This window comes from Pseudoalteromonas sp. 2CM28B (assembly GCF_023161935.1).
The window spans coordinates 388,558-407,009 of sequence record NZ_JALNTH010000004.1 but is presented as its reverse complement, the minus strand read 5'-3'; the positions used below and the strand labels follow the sequence as shown (position 1 = coordinate 407,009).

General features: G+C 40.6%; 17 protein-coding genes and 1 riboswitch. Of the genes, 11 read left to right on the top strand and 6 right to left on the bottom strand.

What is annotated here, in order from left to right; genetic code table 11:
• The first annotated feature begins 15 nt into the window (after positions 1-15).
• On the top strand, positions 16-540 hold the full coding sequence (locus tag MTN96_RS08580) for a hypothetical protein (protein ID WP_248531200.1): 525 nt from the start codon (positions 16-18) through the stop codon (positions 538-540).
• Between the two features lie 42 nt (positions 541-582).
• Here the strand turns inward: MTN96_RS08580 and coaD are convergent, their stop codons facing one another.
• On the bottom strand, positions 583-1,074 hold the full coding sequence (gene coaD, locus MTN96_RS08575; RefSeq protein ID WP_004588523.1) for a pantetheine-phosphate adenylyltransferase: 492 nt from the start codon (positions 1,072-1,074) through the stop codon (positions 583-585).
• A 326-nt stretch (positions 1,075-1,400) separates the two neighbouring features.
• Between coaD and MTN96_RS08570 the strand changes: the two genes are divergently transcribed.
• Positions 1,401-2,054 (top strand): TetR/AcrR family transcriptional regulator, encoded by a 654-nt coding sequence (locus MTN96_RS08570; protein ID WP_004588522.1) that lies wholly within the window; start codon positions 1,401-1,403, stop codon positions 2,052-2,054.
• 97 nt (positions 2,055-2,151) lie between these two features.
• Complete coding sequence (gene thiI, locus MTN96_RS08565) at positions 2,152-3,609, top strand: tRNA uracil 4-sulfurtransferase ThiI (RefSeq protein ID WP_004588521.1); 1,458 nt, start codon at positions 2,152-2,154, stop codon at positions 3,607-3,609.
• 26 nt (positions 3,610-3,635) lie between these two features.
• Here thiI and MTN96_RS08560 read toward each other — a convergent pair whose 3' ends face one another.
• Together MTN96_RS08560 and MTN96_RS08555 are read right to left on the bottom strand one after the other, a co-directional pair.
• Positions 3,636-4,538 carry a ketopantoate reductase family protein gene (locus MTN96_RS08560; RefSeq protein ID WP_248531198.1) on the bottom strand — a complete coding sequence of 301 codons (903 nt, stop codon included), beginning with the start codon at positions 4,536-4,538 and terminating at the stop codon, positions 3,636-3,638.
• Positions 4,531-4,884 (bottom strand): VanZ family protein, encoded by a 354-nt coding sequence (locus tag MTN96_RS08555; RefSeq protein WP_004588519.1) that lies wholly within the window; start codon positions 4,882-4,884, stop codon positions 4,531-4,533. The genes MTN96_RS08560 and MTN96_RS08555 overlap by 8 nt, the downstream gene beginning before the upstream one ends.
• 150 nt (positions 4,885-5,034) lie before the next feature.
• Between MTN96_RS08555 and MTN96_RS08550 the strand changes: the two genes are divergently transcribed.
• The 3 genes from MTN96_RS08550 (at position 5,035) to MTN96_RS08540 (ending at position 8,683) form a co-directional block, all read left to right on the top strand.
• Positions 5,035-5,517 carry a YajQ family cyclic di-GMP-binding protein gene (locus MTN96_RS08550; RefSeq protein WP_004588518.1) on the top strand — a complete coding sequence of 161 codons (483 nt, stop codon included), beginning with the start codon at positions 5,035-5,037 and terminating at the stop codon, positions 5,515-5,517.
• 267 nt (positions 5,518-5,784) lie between these two features.
• Positions 5,785-6,567 carry an ABC transporter substrate-binding protein gene (locus MTN96_RS08545; RefSeq protein WP_248531196.1) on the top strand — a complete coding sequence of 261 codons (783 nt, stop codon included), beginning with the start codon at positions 5,785-5,787 and terminating at the stop codon, positions 6,565-6,567.
• A gap of 86 nt (positions 6,568-6,653) precedes the next feature.
• A riboswitch (cobalamin riboswitch) is annotated at positions 6,654-6,817 on the top strand.
• A 36-nt stretch (positions 6,818-6,853) separates the two neighbouring features.
• On the top strand, positions 6,854-8,683 hold the full coding sequence (locus tag MTN96_RS08540; RefSeq protein ID WP_138578334.1) for a TonB-dependent receptor domain-containing protein: 1,830 nt from the start codon (positions 6,854-6,856) through the stop codon (positions 8,681-8,683).
• A gap of 245 nt (positions 8,684-8,928) precedes the next feature.
• Here MTN96_RS08540 and msrA read toward each other — a convergent pair whose 3' ends face one another.
• From msrA to MTN96_RS08525, 3 genes are all read right to left on the bottom strand, one after another.
• The gene (msrA, locus tag MTN96_RS08535) at positions 8,929-9,465 is read right to left on the bottom strand and encodes a peptide-methionine (S)-S-oxide reductase MsrA (RefSeq protein WP_248531194.1); all 537 of its coding nucleotides are present in this window, start codon (positions 9,463-9,465) and stop codon (positions 8,929-8,931) included.
• An 89-nt stretch (positions 9,466-9,554) separates the two neighbouring features.
• Positions 9,555-12,662 carry an efflux RND transporter permease subunit gene (locus MTN96_RS08530; RefSeq protein ID WP_248531192.1) on the bottom strand — a complete coding sequence of 1,036 codons (3,108 nt, stop codon included), beginning with the start codon at positions 12,660-12,662 and terminating at the stop codon, positions 9,555-9,557.
• Between the two features lie 3 nt (positions 12,663-12,665).
• On the bottom strand, positions 12,666-13,718 hold the full coding sequence (locus MTN96_RS08525; protein WP_055252939.1) for an efflux RND transporter periplasmic adaptor subunit: 1,053 nt from the start codon (positions 13,716-13,718) through the stop codon (positions 12,666-12,668).
• 246 nt (positions 13,719-13,964) lie between these two features.
• Between MTN96_RS08525 and MTN96_RS08520 the strand changes: the two genes are divergently transcribed.
• The 5 genes from MTN96_RS08520 (at position 13,965) to MTN96_RS08500 (ending at position 18,450) form a co-directional block, all read left to right on the top strand.
• Positions 13,965-14,669, top strand: a complete 705-nt coding sequence (locus MTN96_RS08520) for a DUF2982 domain-containing protein (protein WP_029773870.1) — start codon at positions 13,965-13,967, stop codon at positions 14,667-14,669.
• 20 nt (positions 14,670-14,689) lie between these two features.
• Positions 14,690-15,022 (top strand): hypothetical protein, encoded by a 333-nt coding sequence (locus tag MTN96_RS08515; protein ID WP_024034321.1) that lies wholly within the window; start codon positions 14,690-14,692, stop codon positions 15,020-15,022.
• A 151-nt stretch (positions 15,023-15,173) separates the two neighbouring features.
• Positions 15,174-16,829, top strand: a complete 1,656-nt coding sequence (locus MTN96_RS08510) for a DUF1566 domain-containing protein (protein WP_248531191.1) — start codon at positions 15,174-15,176, stop codon at positions 16,827-16,829.
• 9 nt (positions 16,830-16,838) lie between these two features.
• Complete coding sequence (locus MTN96_RS08505) at positions 16,839-17,357, top strand: DUF1566 domain-containing protein (protein WP_248531189.1); 519 nt, start codon at positions 16,839-16,841, stop codon at positions 17,355-17,357.
• A 175-nt stretch (positions 17,358-17,532) separates the two neighbouring features.
• Positions 17,533-18,450: an AAA family ATPase gene (locus tag MTN96_RS08500; RefSeq protein ID WP_248531188.1), complete on the top strand. Its 918-nt coding sequence runs from the start codon at positions 17,533-17,535 to the stop codon at positions 18,448-18,450.
• Positions 18,451-18,452 lie beyond the last annotated feature (2 nt).

The window sequence follows — 18,452 nt, the reverse complement described above, 5'->3', positions numbered from 1 at the left end:
CTCCAACATGTATTTATGGCATTGAGCACAGTAAATGACTACCTAAGTATTTTTATTACATGGGCTTTTGTAGTTCCATTTCTTTATAATTTTGCTTGTACAATAAACTGCCGCAATAAGCATATTATGTACATTTCTTTGGTGATAATGCTCTCTTATACGCTCAGCCTATTTATGTTCAAAGCATCATTTATCCTTACAGGCTCAATATATTTAGATTTAGTAATTGCAGATTTACTTACCATTTTCACGCTTGCTTGCCTCTCCTATAATTATAAACATGCTAACGCCACAGCCTATTATTATCTTCTTTGTGGTTTAACGTTTAATGCAACATTACACATGGCTATGCATTACGATTATGTGGTGTTGGTTAGTTATGACTATTGGTGGTTATGGGGGGTCTATGGGGTTGGCCAGTTTTCGAGTGACTTAATAATGGCAATAGTATTAATTATAAACAAAGATATTTTAGGCTTGGTAAAGCTTAAACGCGCTTTATTTAACCGCAATGAATTACAAGTTATGGCTAAAAAGTAGTTAGGTATATTAGCGCACCAAAGTGCGCTAATTGTGTTTTTTTTAGCTTGCGTCGCAGCCTAACTTTTGTTTTAAAGCATCCACTACAAGTGGGCTTACAAATTCGCTCACATCGCCATTATGGCGGGCAACTTCTTTTACCAAGGTTGATGATATAAACGAATTGCGCTCAGAAGGTGTTAAAAATACGCTTTCTAAATCTGGATTTAGGCGGCGGTTCATATTTGCGAGCTGAAATTCGTAATCAAAATCAGATACCGCTCTAATACCGCGAATAAGCACATCGGCTTTATGATCAAAAGCTAAATCGGCTAGTAAGCCTGAAAAGCCAATCACTTTTACATTACTTAAATGCCCTAAAATAGTGTTGGCTAAATCAACTCGCTCATCGAGACTAAAGCATGGCTTTTTAGAAGGGTTATGAGCAATAGCAACAATAACCGTGCTAAACATTTTAGCTGCGCGCTGAATTAGGTCGGTGTGGCCGTTGGTTAACGGGTCGAATGTACCAGGATAGATTGCCGTAACGTTCATAGATTTCACTAACTATTATTTTTTAAGTAGTCTATCAGTGTTTGTTCTACAAATCAGCCTAGGAGATCAGGTTGAGCTTTTATGTTTGATATTTAATCAGTAAAAGCACTGTAAATGCGTTACCATTTTTTAAAGTGTAATTACGCTGCTTAGGCTTTGTTTTAGTTAATAGCACTACATTAATGCAAATGCCTGCGTCCAGCATAATCAGACCCTCGTTTTTAAAATAGTAAATTATGATGGTATTTAAACCAGCCCGATTTGTTTATACTGCATGGCTGATATTTAGTGTAATGTAGTTTATAAGTTAATTTGAGTCGTCGCATATGAATACTAAGGATAAAATAATACACACCAGTATTTCGTTATTTAATGAACATGGTGAGCGTGCAATATCAACCAATCATATTGCATCACATTTAGGGATGAGCCCGGGTAATCTTTACTATCATTTTAAAAATAAAGAAGACATTATCCGTCATATTTTTGCGCTTTACAGCGAGCATTTACATACTCATTTTAAACCTATTGAAGCAAACGATGATGCGTTTGATCATTTAACTGCTTATTTAGATTCATTATTTGAGCTAATGTGGCGCTATCATTTTTTTTACGACAACTTAGGCGACATCCTCTCAAGGGATGAAAGTTTAAAGCAAGCCTACATTGGTTTTCAGTCAACTTTATTAGAGCAGGTTCGCCAAGTTATTTTAGGCCTTCGCGATAACGAAATGATTGCCATAGAAGAGCAAGATGCGCTTGAACTTGCCCATACTCTTAAACTAACCGTTAGCTTTTGGACTCCGTATATTAAAGCGCGTAGGCTCAGTGGTAATTTAGCTGAGCAAGATATTTATCATGGCATTTTAAAAGTATTAGCATTATTTAGGGCTTACAGCACCGAAAAAAGCATTCTTAAAATGAATCAGTTACGTGAAAAATACACCCAACTTGCAGAGCAAGCGCCAGCGCTTGCCTAACTGCTGTTAGTTGGTTAGTTCCTAGACGCAAAAATTTTTGCTATAATCGCGCGCCCAATGCCTGGGAGCGCGAATTCCCGCAGTCTAAGAGTGAACTATGCTTAAATTTATCGTCAAACTACATCCTGAAATTGCCATTAAAAGCCGTTCGGTACGTAAACGCTTTACTAAAGTGTTAGAAAATAACATTAAAATTGTATTGCGCCGTGTTGACGAAAAAGTACAAGTAAGAAACAACTGGGATAATATTTCTGTTGTAACTAAGCTTGATGATGCGCAAACACGCCTAGACTTTATCGATAGCTTGCAGCGCATTCCTGGTATTGTGCAATTTATTGAAGTGACCGAAACTGACTTCACAACGCTTGACGATATCTATAAAAAAACCATAGACCTAGTAGGGCACACTATTGTTGGTAAAACGTTTTGTGTACGCGCAAAGCGTATTGGTCAACACGACTTTACTTCTACCGATTTAGAGCGTTACGTGGGTGGTGGTTTAAACCAGCACGTTGAAGGCGCGCGCGTTAAGTTAAGCCGCCCAGAAGTAACTATTCGCTTAGAAGTAAAAGACGATAAAGCCTACATAGTTACGCAAACTCACCTAGGTATGGCAGGCTTTCCACTGCCAACACAAGAAGATGTGCTTTCGTTAATGTCAGGCGGCTTTGACTCAGGTGTAGCAAGTTATCAGATGATCCGTAAAGGCGCTCGCACGCACTTTTTATTCTTTAATTTAGGTGGCGCAGCACACGAAATTGGTGTTAAGCAAGCCAGCTACTATTTATGGAAAAAATTTAGCTCTACTCATAAAGTTAAATTTATCACGGTTGATTTTGAACCGGTTGTTGCCGAAATTTTAGAGAACGTTGAAAACAGCCAAATGGGTGTTGTGCTAAAACGCATGATGATGCGTGCTGGCAGCCAAGTAGCCGAAAAATTAAATATTCAAGCCTTGGTAACTGGTGAGAGTATAGGTCAGGTTTCTAGCCAAACCTTAGCTAATTTAAGTGTGATTGACCGCGTAACAGAAACCCTGATTTTGCGCCCACTTATTCAGCACGACAAACAAGAAATTATTAATATTGCACGTAAAATTGGCACCGCAGAAATGGCCGAAACCATGCCTGAGTACTGCGGCGTAATATCTAAAAAGCCAACGGTTAAAGCTAAACTTGACGTTATTAAAGCCGAAGAAGAAAAGTTCGACTTTGATGTGCTTAATACTGTTGTTGAAAACGCTCGCATTATGGATGTGCGTGATATAGACGTAGAAGCTAAGCAGGAGCTTAAAGAAGCTGAGTCGGTAGTTGATTTACCAGCGGGTGCAGTGGTTGTTGATATTCGCTCACCAGAGGAAGAAGATGCAGCGCCGCTTGAGATTGACGGTATAGATGTAGTGCATTTACCGTTTTTCCGCTTAGCGACTAAATTTGGTGATCTGCCAAAAGATAAGGATTACTACCTGTATTGTGAAAGAGGGGTTATGAGCCAGTTACAGGCGCTTATTCTTCATGAAGCAGGCTTTACGGGTGTAAAAGTTTACCGCCCGTAAAGGTTAACCGTAATTTAGAGCGTGGTTTATACCACGCTTTTTTTTGCCTTAATTTTAGCAAGTAGGGCATCGTTTAGCGGGGTGCTGATATTTAATCGCTTACCTTGTTGGCTAATATAGCCACAAATGGCGTCTATTTCGGTTTGTCGGTTATGCGCTACGTCTTGATGCATTGAAGAGTAGTTTTCAGCGGTTAGCATCATTACGTTATAAGCGTTGTTAAGTGCATCAGCCAGCTTAATATCAAGCTTTAAAGCCTGGGCTATTTGGCATGCCTCAGTTAATAAATTAAAGATAATGCTATTAAAATAAGGGGCACGTAACTGACCATTTTTAATATCATACAATGCGCTTAATGGGTTAATGGCAATATTTACTAATAGTTTTTCAAAACGTAGCTGCTCAATATTAGTACTGTAGCTTAGCTGCGGCACGTTTTGCAATTGCTCACACATTGCTTGGCGATAACTGTGCGCGCAAGGGTTGCAGGCACCTAATACGCTTTTACCTTCACCGGTGTGCTGTACTATAAAGTCGTTTGTTTTAAAGCCAGCCATGCTGGTGGTTAAAAAGTACAACGCTTGTTGCTTATCGAGTTGCTCATTGAGCGTTTCAACATTACCCATTCCGTTGTGCGATACAACAAGTACACTACTTGGCGATAAAAAGGGTTTAACTTGCGTAAAGGCAGATTGCACTTGAAAAGCCTTTACAGCAAAAATAACAATATCAAACGCGGGCTGTTCATTAATTTGCTTAAGCGTAATAAACCGCGCATTAATTTTTTGCGAAGGCTGTTTTGCTTTGCAATAAAAGCGTGTATTTGCAGTGGCTTTGCGTGTTAACACATGAACAGTGTGAGCTTTAGATAAAAAATGGCTTAGCAATAAACCAATAGCGCCGTCGCCAATAATAAGAATATTAGCCATAAGGGTTCTTTTTTCGAGGAGTAAAAATGGTTCTTAGTAAAAAGTACGTGGCTGCACCAGCAAAATCAGCAACAAAATCACCTAACGAGGCCTGCCTGTAGGGCAGCGCATCTTGCATTATTTCTATTGCTGCACCGTAGCCCGCAAGCAAAAGTACTTGCGTGTACAGCGGTAACTTAAAGGCTTTATCCATAATGATGGCAAGTATAAAAAATATCCCAAAGTGGGCAACTTTATCAACATGTGGAAATAAGTTCGTAACGCCGCCTTTTATTTCTTTGGCAAATAAGAGGGTAAACACCACAATACTAATCAAAAAAACTGCTTGGTAAACACGCCTTGTCACGATAAATCCTAAAACCGCTTAAAAAAGAGGCTGCAGTATATCAAACTAAATTAGTATCGCACCTGAACAACTGGCAGAAAAATGTAAAGATTTATAATTTTAGCGTTATAATCGGCGCATAAATTTAGATTTAATAGTTAGGAGAACCCAATGCCTTCATTTGATATCGTATCAGAAGTAGAAATGAACGAAGCTAAAAATGCAGTAGATAACGCCAACCGTGAGCTAGAAACACGCTTTGACTTTAGAGGTGTTGACGCATCAATTGAGCTAAACGACAAAACAATTAAACTAAAAGCTGAAGCTGACTCACAAGTTATGCAGTTGTTTGATATTTTAGCAGGTAAAATTTCTAAGCGTGGTATGGACGTAGCAAGCTTGGAACTACAAGACATCACTCGTGCTGGTAAAAACGTGTTTCGTAATGTTGCACTTAAGCAAGGCATTGAGAAAGACATGGCTAAAAAAGTAGTTAAAGCCATTAAAGACTCAAAAGTAAAAGTACAAGCTGCTATTCAAGGTGAAGAAGTACGTGTAACTGGTAAAAAACGTGACGATTTACAAGCCGCTATGCAAGTCGTTCGCACTGCAGATTTAGGTCAGCCTTTCCAGTTTAAAAACTTTCGCGATTAATTAGCTAAGTGCCTTTAGTATTTTAAAGTGAAAATTTAAATGTGTGGTTATTAAATATATTAGCCACACATTTTACCCCGCCCTAATTACAGCCTTTATTTACTCGCAAGCCTAAACCCCTTTTACCTGTGTAAAATTACTCCACTGTTATTCCATACTCTTTTAACGTTATTTAAATGCATTATTAAACCTGCTTATCACGCAGTTGTGTATATTAGGCTATTCTTAATATCAATATTACTTAATAGCGACTGTTAAAGGCTTTAAATGCTTAAGTTTCTTGTTTTTATAATTATTATTGCGAGCAGTAAGTTTAGCTTTGCCAAGCCAATAAATGTAGATGTGTTGGTAGAGGACGGTTACTTTCCAATTATTATTAATGCCGAAAAAGAGCAAGGGTTAGCGCCTGAGTTTGTAAAAATACTCAATGACTCTCAAAGCGAATATAAATTTACTCTTAACTCTTTGCCTGTAAAAAGGCTCAAAAAGTGGGTCGAATGGGGGGAATTCGACATGTTGTTTTTAATGGCTATGCAATGGGTACCTGAGGTAGCAAGAAGTGCCTTAAAGGAAACTAGCTTTTATGTTATTGCTAAAAATGAGTTGTATACGCTGGCACAAAACGCCCAAAAGCAAAGCTATTTCGATGACTTACATGCTTTAACAAAAGCGGGAGTATTGGGGTATTCCTATCGTTTTGCTGATTTTAAAACCGATGCACAGTATTTAAGTGATGAACACCAAGTTAGTTTAACAATCGATGAGTTTAACGTTGTTAAAATGCTGCTATTAAAGCGTGCCGATGTAGGGGTGTTAAATAACATAGCTTATCAATACTTTAAAAAGAACAACATTTTTAATATGAACCTGCTTTATAAGAGTAATACCCCAGATGCTATATACGATACTCATTTTTTAGTTAATCCTGTGCGCAGTAAAATTACGGTAAAACAAATGGATAAGCTTTTAAATTCGCCCGAAATAAAACCTAAAATCACAGCGCTTTTAAGTTTATACGGCGTAACATCCAGCTTTACTGAAAATAAATAATTTAACCTTTAGCTATATAGACGTCCGTTGACATTTGTAAACAAACTGCTCACAATAACCGCCTATTTTCAAGGTGCTTGCTGGTTGCTAAATACAGGGTTTAAAGTATTAAAACTAACAGCGAGATAATCGGGAAGTTGGTGCGCCTTTATGATAAAAGCAATCCCAACACTGCCCCCGCAACGGTAAAGTATTAACGCATTTATGTGTTTACTGAGTCCGGAGACCGGCCTTGAAGTAATCTTACTTACTTAAATCTTTGCGGTGGGCAAAGATAGGGAACATCATGCTAAATAAAACAACTCTTGGCGTTGCTATCTCGGCTGCGCTGTCTTTTTCTGTATCTGCTGCACAAAGCCCAATTGAAAAAATCACTGTTACCGCTAATAAATTTGAACAATCAATAAATAATGTATTAGCGAGCGTTAATGTAATTGAACGCGCCGAAATAGATGCAAGCAATGTACGCGATTTACCAACCTTATTAAGCACTCAAGTGGGTTTTCAGATTAATCCTAATGGTGGCTTTGGCCAAACGTCGGGCGTATCTTTACGTGGTACAGGTTCTGGCGATACGCTAATTTTAATTGATGGTGTACGCACGGGCTCAGCCACGCTAGGACAAAAAGCATTAAATAACGTGCCGCTAAATAGTATTGAGCGAATCGAGATCATAAAAGGCTCGCGTGCAGCTGTGTATGGCTCAGATGCATTAGCTGGGGTTATTAATATAATAACGCGTGAAGCGAGCAATGTATCACTTGATGCCACATTTGGCTCTAACGCTTATCAAAACTATCAGCTTGCAGGTTCAGTAAAATCAAATGAAGTGGTTAGCGCATTTAATGCAGGCTTTGAAAAAACCGATGGTTTTGATGCATTACAAGGTATAGCGCCCGATGACGACAGCTATGAAAATAAAAACGTAGGCTTTAAATTAAACTATGCAGATGCACACTACGGTAACTTTAAGCTACTAGGCCAGTACAGCGAAGGTTACGCGGATTACGATAGCAGCTTTAGCCCTGCAACGAGCACGGTCGAAAGAGGGGATTTTAAAAACTATCAACTGTCGGCGCAGTGGAGCAAAAACTACACTAACCAATCTCATGCTATAGATGTTGCTTTTGCAACCGATGATTCTGACAGCACATATGTGGACTCTTTTACCGGCGGGCCATTAACCAGTACATTTATTACTAAGCGCTCGCAAGTAGATTACAGCGGCCAATACCGCTTAACAAATGCGCTTAATATTAGCGGCGGCGTTAATTGGTATAACGATGATGTATCGCAAAGCTCGCAAGCATTTGATGAGAATAGCCGCGATGTATTAGCAGTGTTTGTTGGGGCTTATTACGACACCGACACTGTGCTTGCCAATTTAACTCTTCGCCAAGACGACGATGAACAGTTTGGTGATGAAACAACCTATACTGCGGCGGCTGGTTATCATTTATCTGAAAATTCAACATTTAGAATTAGTCAAAGCACAGGTTTTAAAGCGCCAACATTTAACGATTTATACTACCCAAATTTTGGTAATCCAGATCTCCAACCTGAAAAATCAATAAACCGCGAGGTTGGTGTAAATGTTAATTTTGACAGTGCACAAGTCGATTTTGCAATTTTTAGAAACGACATCGAAGATAAAATTGATTACGATGAAAACTTTGCGTTAGCTAATATAAACGAAGCTCGCTATGAAGGGGTTGAGTTTAGCCTTACACAACAAATTTTAGGCTTTGATAGCCACTTTAATTTTGCATATTTAAGTGCCGAAAACAAAGAAACCGGCGATGAGCTACGCAATGTTGCCAAGCGCACTGTTAATTGGGAGCTCACAAAGCAATTTGGTGATTTTGATGCTCGCATTGATATGCAATACCGCAGTGATCGCGAGGGTGCAGTCACGCGCCTAGGTTCGTATACACTTTGGAACCTAGCGGGTAACTATCATGTAAACGATAATATTGAGCTGTCGCTTCGTGTAGAGAACCTATTCGACAGAGATTACAATGTGGTTGACTCAAGAGCTGACTTTACAAGCGGTGACGTATATTACTACAACACCCCAGAGCGCCGCTTTTTTGTAGGTGCAAGCTATCAGTTTTAATAGCGTTTTTTAATATACAAAAGCCCGATTTATATCGGGCTTTTTAATGTGTATTTATACCAATTCGCATTAATACTTAATCATTTTCAGGGGCTAAATGTGTCGCTATCTGCGTTAAAAAATTCTCATTTAGAACAACTAAATAGCGAATTTTTTGCCTTGCTATCAACACGTTTATCCATCCTCAAAATAGATCACTTAATTATGCGGATTGGTATTAGAATTATTTTAACAACGAAAATTAGCTAGTCAGTTAAAAACTCTTTAAATACAGTTTCAAACTTGTGTAATTTAGGTGCTATTAAAATACTACAGTAACCCTGCTGTGGGTTTTCGTTGTAGTAATCTTGATGATAATGCTCTGCTGGGTAATATGTGGTAGCAGGGCTAACCTCTGTCACTATTGGCTCGCTAATATGGTTTTGTAACTGGGCTATCATCTCATTGGTTTTATTTAATTGCGCATCGTTGTGGTAATAAACAACACTTCTATACTGTGTGCCAATATCGTTACCTTGGCGATTTAATTGCGTGGCATCGTGTAACGTAAAAAACATGCTAAGCAGTGTTTCAAAACTCACTACAGCGCTGTCAAATTCCAGTTGCACAACCTCAGCATGGCCTGTTGTACCAGAGCAGACTGATTTATACGTGGGGTTGTCGGTATGGCCGCCGGTGTAACCTGAGCTTACGTTTAGTACACCTTTTACTCGTCTGAATGCAGCGTCTATACACCAAAAACAGCCTCCACCAAATGTTGCTAATTGTGTTGATGTGCTCATAAGTTGTCCTAATTATGTCTGTTACAGTATTAAGGCGAGCATAAATTGAATACGCCGTAACAGCAAGTTACGGCGCAGTGTAAGCTCAGTTAAATTTCTTCGCTGTCTTTTAACGGGTGAGAGTCGGCTTGCTTATTTAATTTTTGCTGTAAAAATTCTGGCGACTGTGTGTTGCGGGCTAGGGCATAATACGCCGCAGGCACAACATAAAGCGTTAGCAATGTTGCTACAATAACCCCTGTAAATACCACCACACCAATTACCATGCGGCTCTCTGCGCCTGGGCCTGATGCCAATACTAAAGGCACTGCGCTCATTACCGTAGTCAGAGAGGTCATTATTATTGGGCGCAGGCGCTGAGTGGCCGCTTGCAAAATAGCCTCGCTAAATTCTACGCCTTTATCGCGCAGTTGGTTGGTAAATTCGACTATTAAAATACCATTTTTAGCGCTTAAACCTATCAGCATTACAATACCAATTTGGCTATAAATATTAAGCGTTAAGCCCGTTGCCCATAGGCCAAACATGGCGCCCATTAGGCCAAGTGGTACTGTTAGCATAATGACAAACGGGTGCATAAAGCTTTCAAATTGCGCTGCTAAAACTAAAAAGGTCACAGTTAGGGCAAGCACAAATACATAGGTCATGGCCGATGCGCCTTCGTAATATAATTGTGATTCACCTTTATAATCTACAGCGCCGTCAATGTCGTTTTCTTCTGCAGCTACTTTGTTTAAAAAGTTAAGTGCTTGTTCCAGTGTATAGCCGTCCGCAAGATTAGCGCTTAGTGTAATGGCGCGCATTCGGTTATAACGGTTTAAGCGCGATGCTGTGGCCTCTTCTTTTAAGCTTATAAGGCTATCTAGTGGGACCAGTTCACCACTGCGTGATTTAAGGTAAATATTTGAAATGTCAGTAGGGTTTGTAAAGTCTTGTTTAGTGCCTTTTAAAATTACATCGTATTCTTCACCACGGTCAATAAAGGTGGTAACACGGCGCTGCCCTAGCATGGTTTCTAGCGTAGTGCCTACATCTGATACTGACACACCTAAATCGGCGGCTTTGTTTTTATCTATGCTGACTAAAAATTGTGGAAAGGTTTCTTTATAGTCGTGATCGATTCTTACCAAGCCTGGATTTTTTTCTGCGCGCTCTATAATGCGGTCGCGCCAATCAGCAAGTTGCTCGTAATCGTTACCTTGTAGTACAAACTCAATGGGGCGAGAGGAGCCGCCACCGCCAATACCACGGCGCATAATAGCAAAGGCACGTACATCTGTTACTTCGGTCATTTTGGCGCTTATTTCGTCCATAACTTCCCAGGTAGAGCGCTTGCGCTTATCCCAATCGGCCATACCAACGATAGCAACACCGCCACTGCCGCCCCAGCCCGGTACGCGTACTAAAACACGGCTTAATTCGCCAGCTTCTGAGTAAGGAAGCAGGCGCTCTTCTATTTTGGCCATGTTGGCTGCGTTATTTTCATAACTTGCGCCTTCAGGGCCGCTCATCATAATAAAAAAGGTACCGCGGTCTTCTTTTGGCGTAAGCTCAGAGGGCACTTGTAAAAACAACGAGTAGCTAACAAAACCAGCAAGCACTAGGCTTATCATTAGGCCCCATTTTTTGGTCATATTTGAGGTAAGCGATTGGCGGTAACTGTTTTCAACTTTGCTAAAAACACGGTCCATCCATTGGCTAAATTTACTTTCTTTTTCTGACGCTTTTAAAACTTTAGAGCACAGCGCCGGCGAGAGGGTAAGGGCAGTAATACTAGAGAAAAACACCGCGGCACTTACAGCCATTGCAAACTCTGTAAACAAGGCGCCAATTCGCCCATCCATAAATACTAAAGGTACAAACACCGAAATAAGCACAAGCGTTGTCGCAATAATTGCAAAGCCTACTTCGCGGGCACCTCTAAAGGCTGCTAATAAGGGAGGCTCGCCAAGCTCAATACGACGGTGAATATTTTCAAGCATTACAATGGCGTCATCTACGACCAAACCAATCGCTAATACCAGCGCAAGTAAGGTTAATAAGTTGATTGAATAACCCATGGCAAGTAAAAACATAAAGCTGCCAACAAGTGCTACAGGCACCGTAACGGCGGGGATAAGCGTAGCGCGAATATTACCTAAAAAGATAAATATTATTAACACCACTAACCCCATAGAAATGGCAAGCGTGCTATATACTTCGTTGATTGACTCTTTAATAAAAATAGACGAGTCGTAGCTGTCTTGAATAGTGGTGCCCTCTGGCAAATTACGTTTTATTTTTTCAAGTTCACTGCGGGCGTTGTCTACCACTGTTAAGGTGTTTGCTTTTGCTTGCTTTACTATGCCAAGGCCAATCATGTTACGGCCGTTACCACGGAACAGGCTTTCATCGTCGGCGGCTTCTAAATGTACATCGGCAACTTCACCTAAACGCACAAGGTAGCCGTCTTCACCGCGTTTAATAACTAAGTTTTGAAAATCACGTTGGTCTTTATAGCTACGCGCTGTACGTACGGTAAAGTCGCGGTCGATAGACTCAATTTCACCTGCTGGTAGCTCTACGTTTTCGCTGCGTAGGGTGTTTTCGATATCACTCGAAGTGATCCCACGAGCAGCCATGGCTTGGCGGTTTAGCCAAATTTTCATGGCGTATTGGCGCTCACCACCAATACGTACATTTGAAACGCCATCTACAACGGCTAATCGGTCGACAATAAAGCGCTGTGCATAATCGCTCAATTGCAGCGAGTTCATGGTTTCACTGTTAAGTACAAACCAAGCAATAGGGCTCTCGTCGCTGTTTGACTTAGATACCTCTGGTGGGCGCACTTGCTCTGGTAGGTTATCTAGTGCGCGGGCTACTCGCTCTCGTACATCGTTTGAGGCTGCGTCAATATCACGGCTTATATCAAACTCAATAACGATATTAGAGCGCCCATTTCTGCTTGAAGAATTAATACTTTTAATGCCTTCAATACCCGATATCCGGTTTTCTAATATTTGCGTTATTTTTGTCTCGACTATTTCTGCCGAAGCACCAGTGTAGTCAGTACTAATACTAACAATAGGGGTTTCAATATCGGGGTATTCTCTAAGTGGTAGCATCGAAAAAGCCACCAAGCCAAATGTTAGCAGTAGTAAGTTAATTACTATGGCAAAAACAGGGCGTTTAACACTCGTATCTGTAATTTTCACCGATTAACCCTCAACACTTACTTTGCTACCAGGGCGAATTTTAATAATGCCTTCGGTAATCACTTGCTCGCCATCGCTAAGGCCTTCATCAATCGCTACCCAGCCGTTATTTCTGCTTGCAACATGCACTTCTACCTTGTTGGCAATACCCTCTTTTACTTGGTATACAAAATGTTTATCTTGCAGTGGGATCACGGCTTTTTCTGGCACCATAAGCGCCTGATTACTACTAAGCTCCAAAGCGGTGTTTAAAAGCATACCAGGGCGTAATAGCCCGGATTTATTAGCAAAGCTTGCGGTTACTTCTACACTGCGAGTAATCGAGTCGATACGAGAACTAATATGGGTCACTTTGCCGGTGAAAGTGCGCCCTGGGTAGGCATCGTTTTGAGTATGTACTTTCATGCCTAGGTTAAGTTGAGATAAATATTTTTCAGGGACTTTAAAGTCAACTTTTATAATACTAATATCATCAAGCGTTGTAATAATTGTATCGCTACTTACATAAGCACCAACCGACACTTCTCGTTTGCCTAATAAGCCAGAAAACGGCGCGGTAATTAGCATTTCATCAAGTTTGGTTTTAGCGCTTTCTAGTTGGGCTTGCGTGGCATCTACGCGAGAAAGCTGCTCTTCTAATAATGATTTAGCGGTAGATTGCGTACGAGAAAGCTCAGTAAGGCGGCTTAACTGACGTTTTTCTTCTTTTAAGTTAATGCCTAGCTCTTTTACAGCGTATTGTTCTTGCTGATTTTGCAGCTGCACAAGGCGTTGGCCTTTACTTACTAAGTCGCCATCTTCAAAATATATGTGTGTAACATAATCGCTTTGTGCGCTTTTTATATAAATTGCTTGGTTTGCGCGTGCACTGCCTATGGCTTCAATCATAACGGTGTTTTCTTGAGACGATACCGTATGAGCCATTACCTGTGTGGGTGTATCACTTGAATTAGATTGTTCGCCATGGCTAGATGGCAAATATAAGTACACACTTAAAATAACAAGAAGCGTAATTAAAAATGGAAAAAGAGCTTTACCTGACTGTTTTGAATACATCGTTTTCATACCTGAAAATAAATTGTAAGTATTGTACGAAATAAGACCGTGAAAAGGCGGTTATGTGTCTCATAAATTTGTGCGTTAGGCGTAAAAATTTATGAGACTAATTACTTGTTCCCATTTAACACTAAAATTATGATAAAACGATGAAGCAACCACCGCAGTGTAAAACCTGTTTAACAATGAGAAAAATAATACTTTGGGGTATTGTTATGTTTTTATTTTATATGGTTTTTTACCAATATGGGTAAGCCAAGTTCAATAATAAAATACAGGGCGCAAGGGGCGCGCAATGGCATTGAAGTACTTACTGTAGGCAGCGTAGGCTTAGTATTTATTATGCTGTTTAATTTACTGCGCCCGGGTGAAATTAGCTTGATAGAAATTTTTTTAGTAAGTATGTGTATAGCTGCTATTTTTATTGGTTTTTTAAAAACACAGGAACCTTATTACAGTTTAGTGCTTAGTGAGTCCTTACTTGTGTATCAGCATAAATATGGCCAGTGGCAGTTACATGTTAGTAACTTACACCACAGCGGTATTCCTAAGGTGGCTGATGGCCTTGAATACCTTGAATTAAACGCAGTAGGTTTAAAACTCAATGATATGGATGAATTTTTAAGCGCTATACACCCACGCATTGCCGGAAAACTACTGATAGAGCAGCGTAATTTATTTATGCAAGCTGTTCAAAAACATTGCAAAAATGGCAATTGCCCATCAGAATGGTTAATAGAAGAGACACAATACACCTCACCTAAAGGATTTAGCTATACTGGACTTATAGCTATGTTTGCTAACAGAGCCAAGCACCTTGAGTTGTTAACGGGATATAACTTACTGTTACCCGCAAGTGTATTAGAAACAGACATTTGGTCGTTCAGTGCCGATTTAAATAAATGGAAACGCGCACCTGAACGGTTTATAGCATCGCAAGTTGGACACTAAATGCGATAGTAGGAAAAATAATGAGCCAAGAAAGATCTTTTATAAAGAGTGGTCGCAATACCATCATCCATAAAGATAAAAAGCTTGATCTAGTCATTGTAAATGCAGAGCAGCACCCACGTATAAAGGTAACTCAAAATGGTTTGGAGCCATTTAAAGAGGATCTACCTAAAAACCGGCGTGATGCCAAAGAGCGTTATCTTGAAATTGTTAATGTAAGTAGCGCTGATATTTTTGGCGAAGAAAAACAGCTGTTGTTTATTCAGGCGCTTGATGGGCGTGAATACAAAGTAGATTACTCAAAAATAGGCACTAAGCTGTTTGTGCGTATTCATCAAGATACGTATATGTAATACCAATCCGCAATAATGCTTAATCATTTTGCGACACGTTTTCCAGCCTCAAAATGGAGCACTTAATTAAGCGAATTGGTATAACTCTAAATGGCACCTTTATTGCTAGTGATTACACTATAGTAATTATTTGACATTATAGGTGCGTTTTATGAAAGCGTTTGCTTTTACTCCCCTTATATCTTGTTTTTTATTGGCTGCCTGTGGCGGTGGAGGCAGCGGTAGTGAAGACTCTACTGTTGAAACCTCGGTTAATGCCGGAACCGATCTTCAAGTTGTAGAAAAAACAGAGTTTACAATCACCGCACAAGGCTCACCAGATGACGGTACCTTTACTTGGCAGCGCGTTAGCGGCCCATCTGTGGACGGCTTCCCGCTTGAAGGTGCAGAGCAAACAATTACTGCGCCCGATGTTAAAGCCGACAGTGAACTTGTACTATCTGTAAGCTATCAAACAGATAACGGCAGCTTAGTTAGTGACAACGTGAGCATATTTATTACCTCAAGTAATCAATTACCGCTTGCTGTTGTTAGTCAAACAGCCCCTGAAACACTGCCTTCAACCTATAACGACACCGTAACGTTAAGTGCTGAAGAGTCGAGCGACCCTGACGAAAATGGCCAAATTAATAGCTATCAGTGGCAATTAATTTCAGGCCCAGATTTAGATGTAACCGACTTTGACAACTCTACGGTAAGTTTTAGCCACCCGCTGCTTGAATCAAATACTAATTTAATATGGCAATTAAGCGTTACCGACGACGAGGGCGGCGAGGCAAGTACTGAATACAGTATGACATTAAATAAAACAGACGAGCTGGTTGTGGCCAATGCCGGAGATGACCAAAACGTTGAAGAATTTGAGGAAGTGACCTTAGATGCAAGTGAAAGTGACACCCTAACAGATACGTTTTCATGTAGCTGGCAACAATTAACAGGCAATGCCGAAACGCTGGCAAATACTAGCCAATGTACCACGACATTTTTTGCCTCCGACGTTGATTTAGATACCACATTGAGCTTTGAAGTCACTGTTACTGATTCTAAAGGGCGCACTGACACCGATACCGTATTTATTGATGTATCACCAAAAGCATTAGGGTTAATTAACGACAGTGGCCTAGGCGAGTGTTATAACAATACCCAGCGTATCAATTGCCAAAGTAGTGACTTTCCGGGTCAAGATGCAGAGCTTGGCCGAGACAGCTTTGCCAACCAACTCGATAAAGCAGGCCAAGGTAACCTTGCCTTTGACTACACTAAGCTAAATCAGTTTGCTGATGAAGTAGCGGATGATAGTGACGACTTTACTTGTATACGCGACAACGTAACGGGGCTTGTATGGGAAGTGAAAAGTGTAGAGTCAGGTACATTACCTAATACCACCTTACGCGATGGCCAAAATCATTACTTTTGGGATTTAGGCACGACAACCTTTACCGATACCAGTACTGCTAATACCACCTGTCCAGATGATACAAGCTGTGGTGTGCAAACCTATATAAATGAAGTGAACGACTTAGATTTTTGCGGCGGTACCAATTGGCGCTTACCAACTTACACTGAGCTGTTGAGCTTAATTGATTATGGCAAGCAGGGCGAAAACGTATTAATTGATGAAGCGTTTTTTCCAAATATGCCAGAAGCAGGCGCTATAGATGATGTGAATTTACCGTACTGGACATCACAAACTGCAGCCGATGGTACCAGCTTATCGCAAGCCTACATTATCGATATGAGCAACGGGAATGACTTAGCCTACCCGAAAGAAAAATACGCGTATGTACGTTTAGTCAGAAGCCGATAGGAGAAAATCATGAAAACATGCTTACTATTTTCAATGGCTGTATTTAGCGCAAGCTTTCAACTAGTCGCAGCGCAAACGTGTTACGACGGGGCGGATACAACAACCCCAACCACTCGCTTCACCCTTAATGACGATGGCACAGTGTTAGATACAGAAACAGGCCTAATGTGGCAACGTTGTAGCTACGGACAAGTTTACGATAGCGACACTGAAACATGCACAGGCTCTACCCCGTCACTTAATTGGCAAGAAGCACTCAGAGGCGCAGAAAACGACACCACTGCCGATTACGACGATTGGCAGGTGCCTAATGTTAAAGAGCTTGCCAGTATTTTAGAGCACAGCTGCACCGAGCCAAGTATTAACGAAAAGGTGTTTTTAGGCACTAAATTGCAAAACTACTGGAGTAATACCTCAGGGGTAAGCACGATGAGCTCAGCATGGGTTTACCAGTTTGATAGTGGGCTTAATAGCTTACATGCTAAAACCAGTGACGTGTATTTACGTTTGGTGCGTTACGAAAACTAAGTAAAATAAAATAGCCAAGCACTTAGCTTTAATACAAAAGCGCCGCTAAATTTAGCGGCGCTTTTTTGTTTTACATAAATTTACGTTATTTCAATAATAAAGCGCATACAACGTTGTTACTTTGTCGTTTTTTTTGCCATTATAGGCCGAGTTTTAATGACGAAGGAACATTGCGGTGTATTTAAGCTACTTTGGCTTGAGCGAAAAGCCATTTTCGATCTCGCCCAACCCCCATTATTTATTTTTAAGCGAACGCCACAAAGAGGCACTTGCCCACTTAACCTATGGTTTAGGCGAAGATGGCGGGTTTGTATTGCTAACCGGCGAAGTGGGAACAGGCAAAACCACCATTACCCGCAGTATGTTAGAGCAACTGCCAGAGAACACTCAAGTTGCAATGCTCCATAATCCGGCGCTGTCGGAGCTTGAACTTTTGGCCAGTATTTGTGATGAGCTAAACATTACTTACGATGCCCAAAATGCCACCCTTAAAAGTTTAACCGACATTATTAAGCAGCACCTAGAGGCTAATAACAAAGCGGGCGGGCACACAATTTTAATTATTGATGAAGCGCAGCTCCTTGCCCCCGATGTGCTTGAGCAATTACGACTATTAACCAACATAGAAACTGATCATAAAAAACTGTTACAAATAGTCTTAGTGGGTCAACCAGAGCTTCAGGCATTATTAAAACGTACTGAGCTTAGGCAGTTAGCGCAGCGAATTACAGCACGGTATCACTTATTACCGCTCACCCAAGGGCAAACAGTTGCGTATATAAAGCATCGTTTACATATTGCCGGGTGTGATAAAGGCGTTTTTTCGCTCGATGCTATGCAAGCTGTACATCAGTTAACTGGCGGCATTCCACGCTTAATGAATTTAGTCTGTGAGCGCGCGTTAGTCGGGGCTTTTTCTAAGCAGCAGCTTATTGTTGATAGTGATATTATAAAACAATCAGCCCAAGAATCACTGCCTATGGACTTTGTGGCTGCGCAGAATAATGCGCCTAAGTACACTGGCCGTATTTATTATTACTTAGCATTTGCTGCTTTGTTTGCAGTAGGTGTTGGCATGTCGTTTATTATATAGTT

Coding starts and splice junctions, on each gene's coding strand:
- coaD (WP_004588523.1), bottom strand. CDS start 1,074: ATGAACGTTACGGCAATCTATCCTGGTACATTCGACCCGTTAACCAAC.
- MTN96_RS08545 (WP_248531196.1), top strand. CDS start 5,785: ATGCTTAAGTTTCTTGTTTTTATAATTATTATTGCGAGCAGTAAGTTT.
- MTN96_RS08510 (WP_248531191.1), top strand. CDS start 15,174: ATGAAAGCGTTTGCTTTTACTCCCCTTATATCTTGTTTTTTATTGGCT.
- MTN96_RS08525 (WP_055252939.1), bottom strand. CDS start 13,718: ATGTATTCAAAACAGTCAGGTAAAGCTCTTTTTCCATTTTTAATTACG.
- msrA (WP_248531194.1), bottom strand. CDS start 9,465: ATGAGCACATCAACACAATTAGCAACATTTGGTGGAGGCTGTTTTTGG.
- MTN96_RS08570 (WP_004588522.1), top strand. CDS start 1,401: ATGAATACTAAGGATAAAATAATACACACCAGTATTTCGTTATTTAAT.
- MTN96_RS08580 (WP_248531200.1), top strand. CDS start 16: ATGGCATTGAGCACAGTAAATGACTACCTAAGTATTTTTATTACATGG.
- MTN96_RS08550 (WP_004588518.1), top strand. CDS start 5,035: ATGCCTTCATTTGATATCGTATCAGAAGTAGAAATGAACGAAGCTAAA.
- MTN96_RS08505 (WP_248531189.1), top strand. CDS start 16,839: ATGAAAACATGCTTACTATTTTCAATGGCTGTATTTAGCGCAAGCTTT.
- MTN96_RS08520 (WP_029773870.1), top strand. CDS start 13,965: ATGGGTAAGCCAAGTTCAATAATAAAATACAGGGCGCAAGGGGCGCGC.
- MTN96_RS08540 (WP_138578334.1), top strand. CDS start 6,854: ATGCTAAATAAAACAACTCTTGGCGTTGCTATCTCGGCTGCGCTGTCT.
- thiI (WP_004588521.1), top strand. CDS start 2,152: ATGCTTAAATTTATCGTCAAACTACATCCTGAAATTGCCATTAAAAGC.
- MTN96_RS08560 (WP_248531198.1), bottom strand. CDS start 4,538: ATGGCTAATATTCTTATTATTGGCGACGGCGCTATTGGTTTATTGCTA.
- MTN96_RS08515 (WP_024034321.1), top strand. CDS start 14,690: ATGAGCCAAGAAAGATCTTTTATAAAGAGTGGTCGCAATACCATCATC.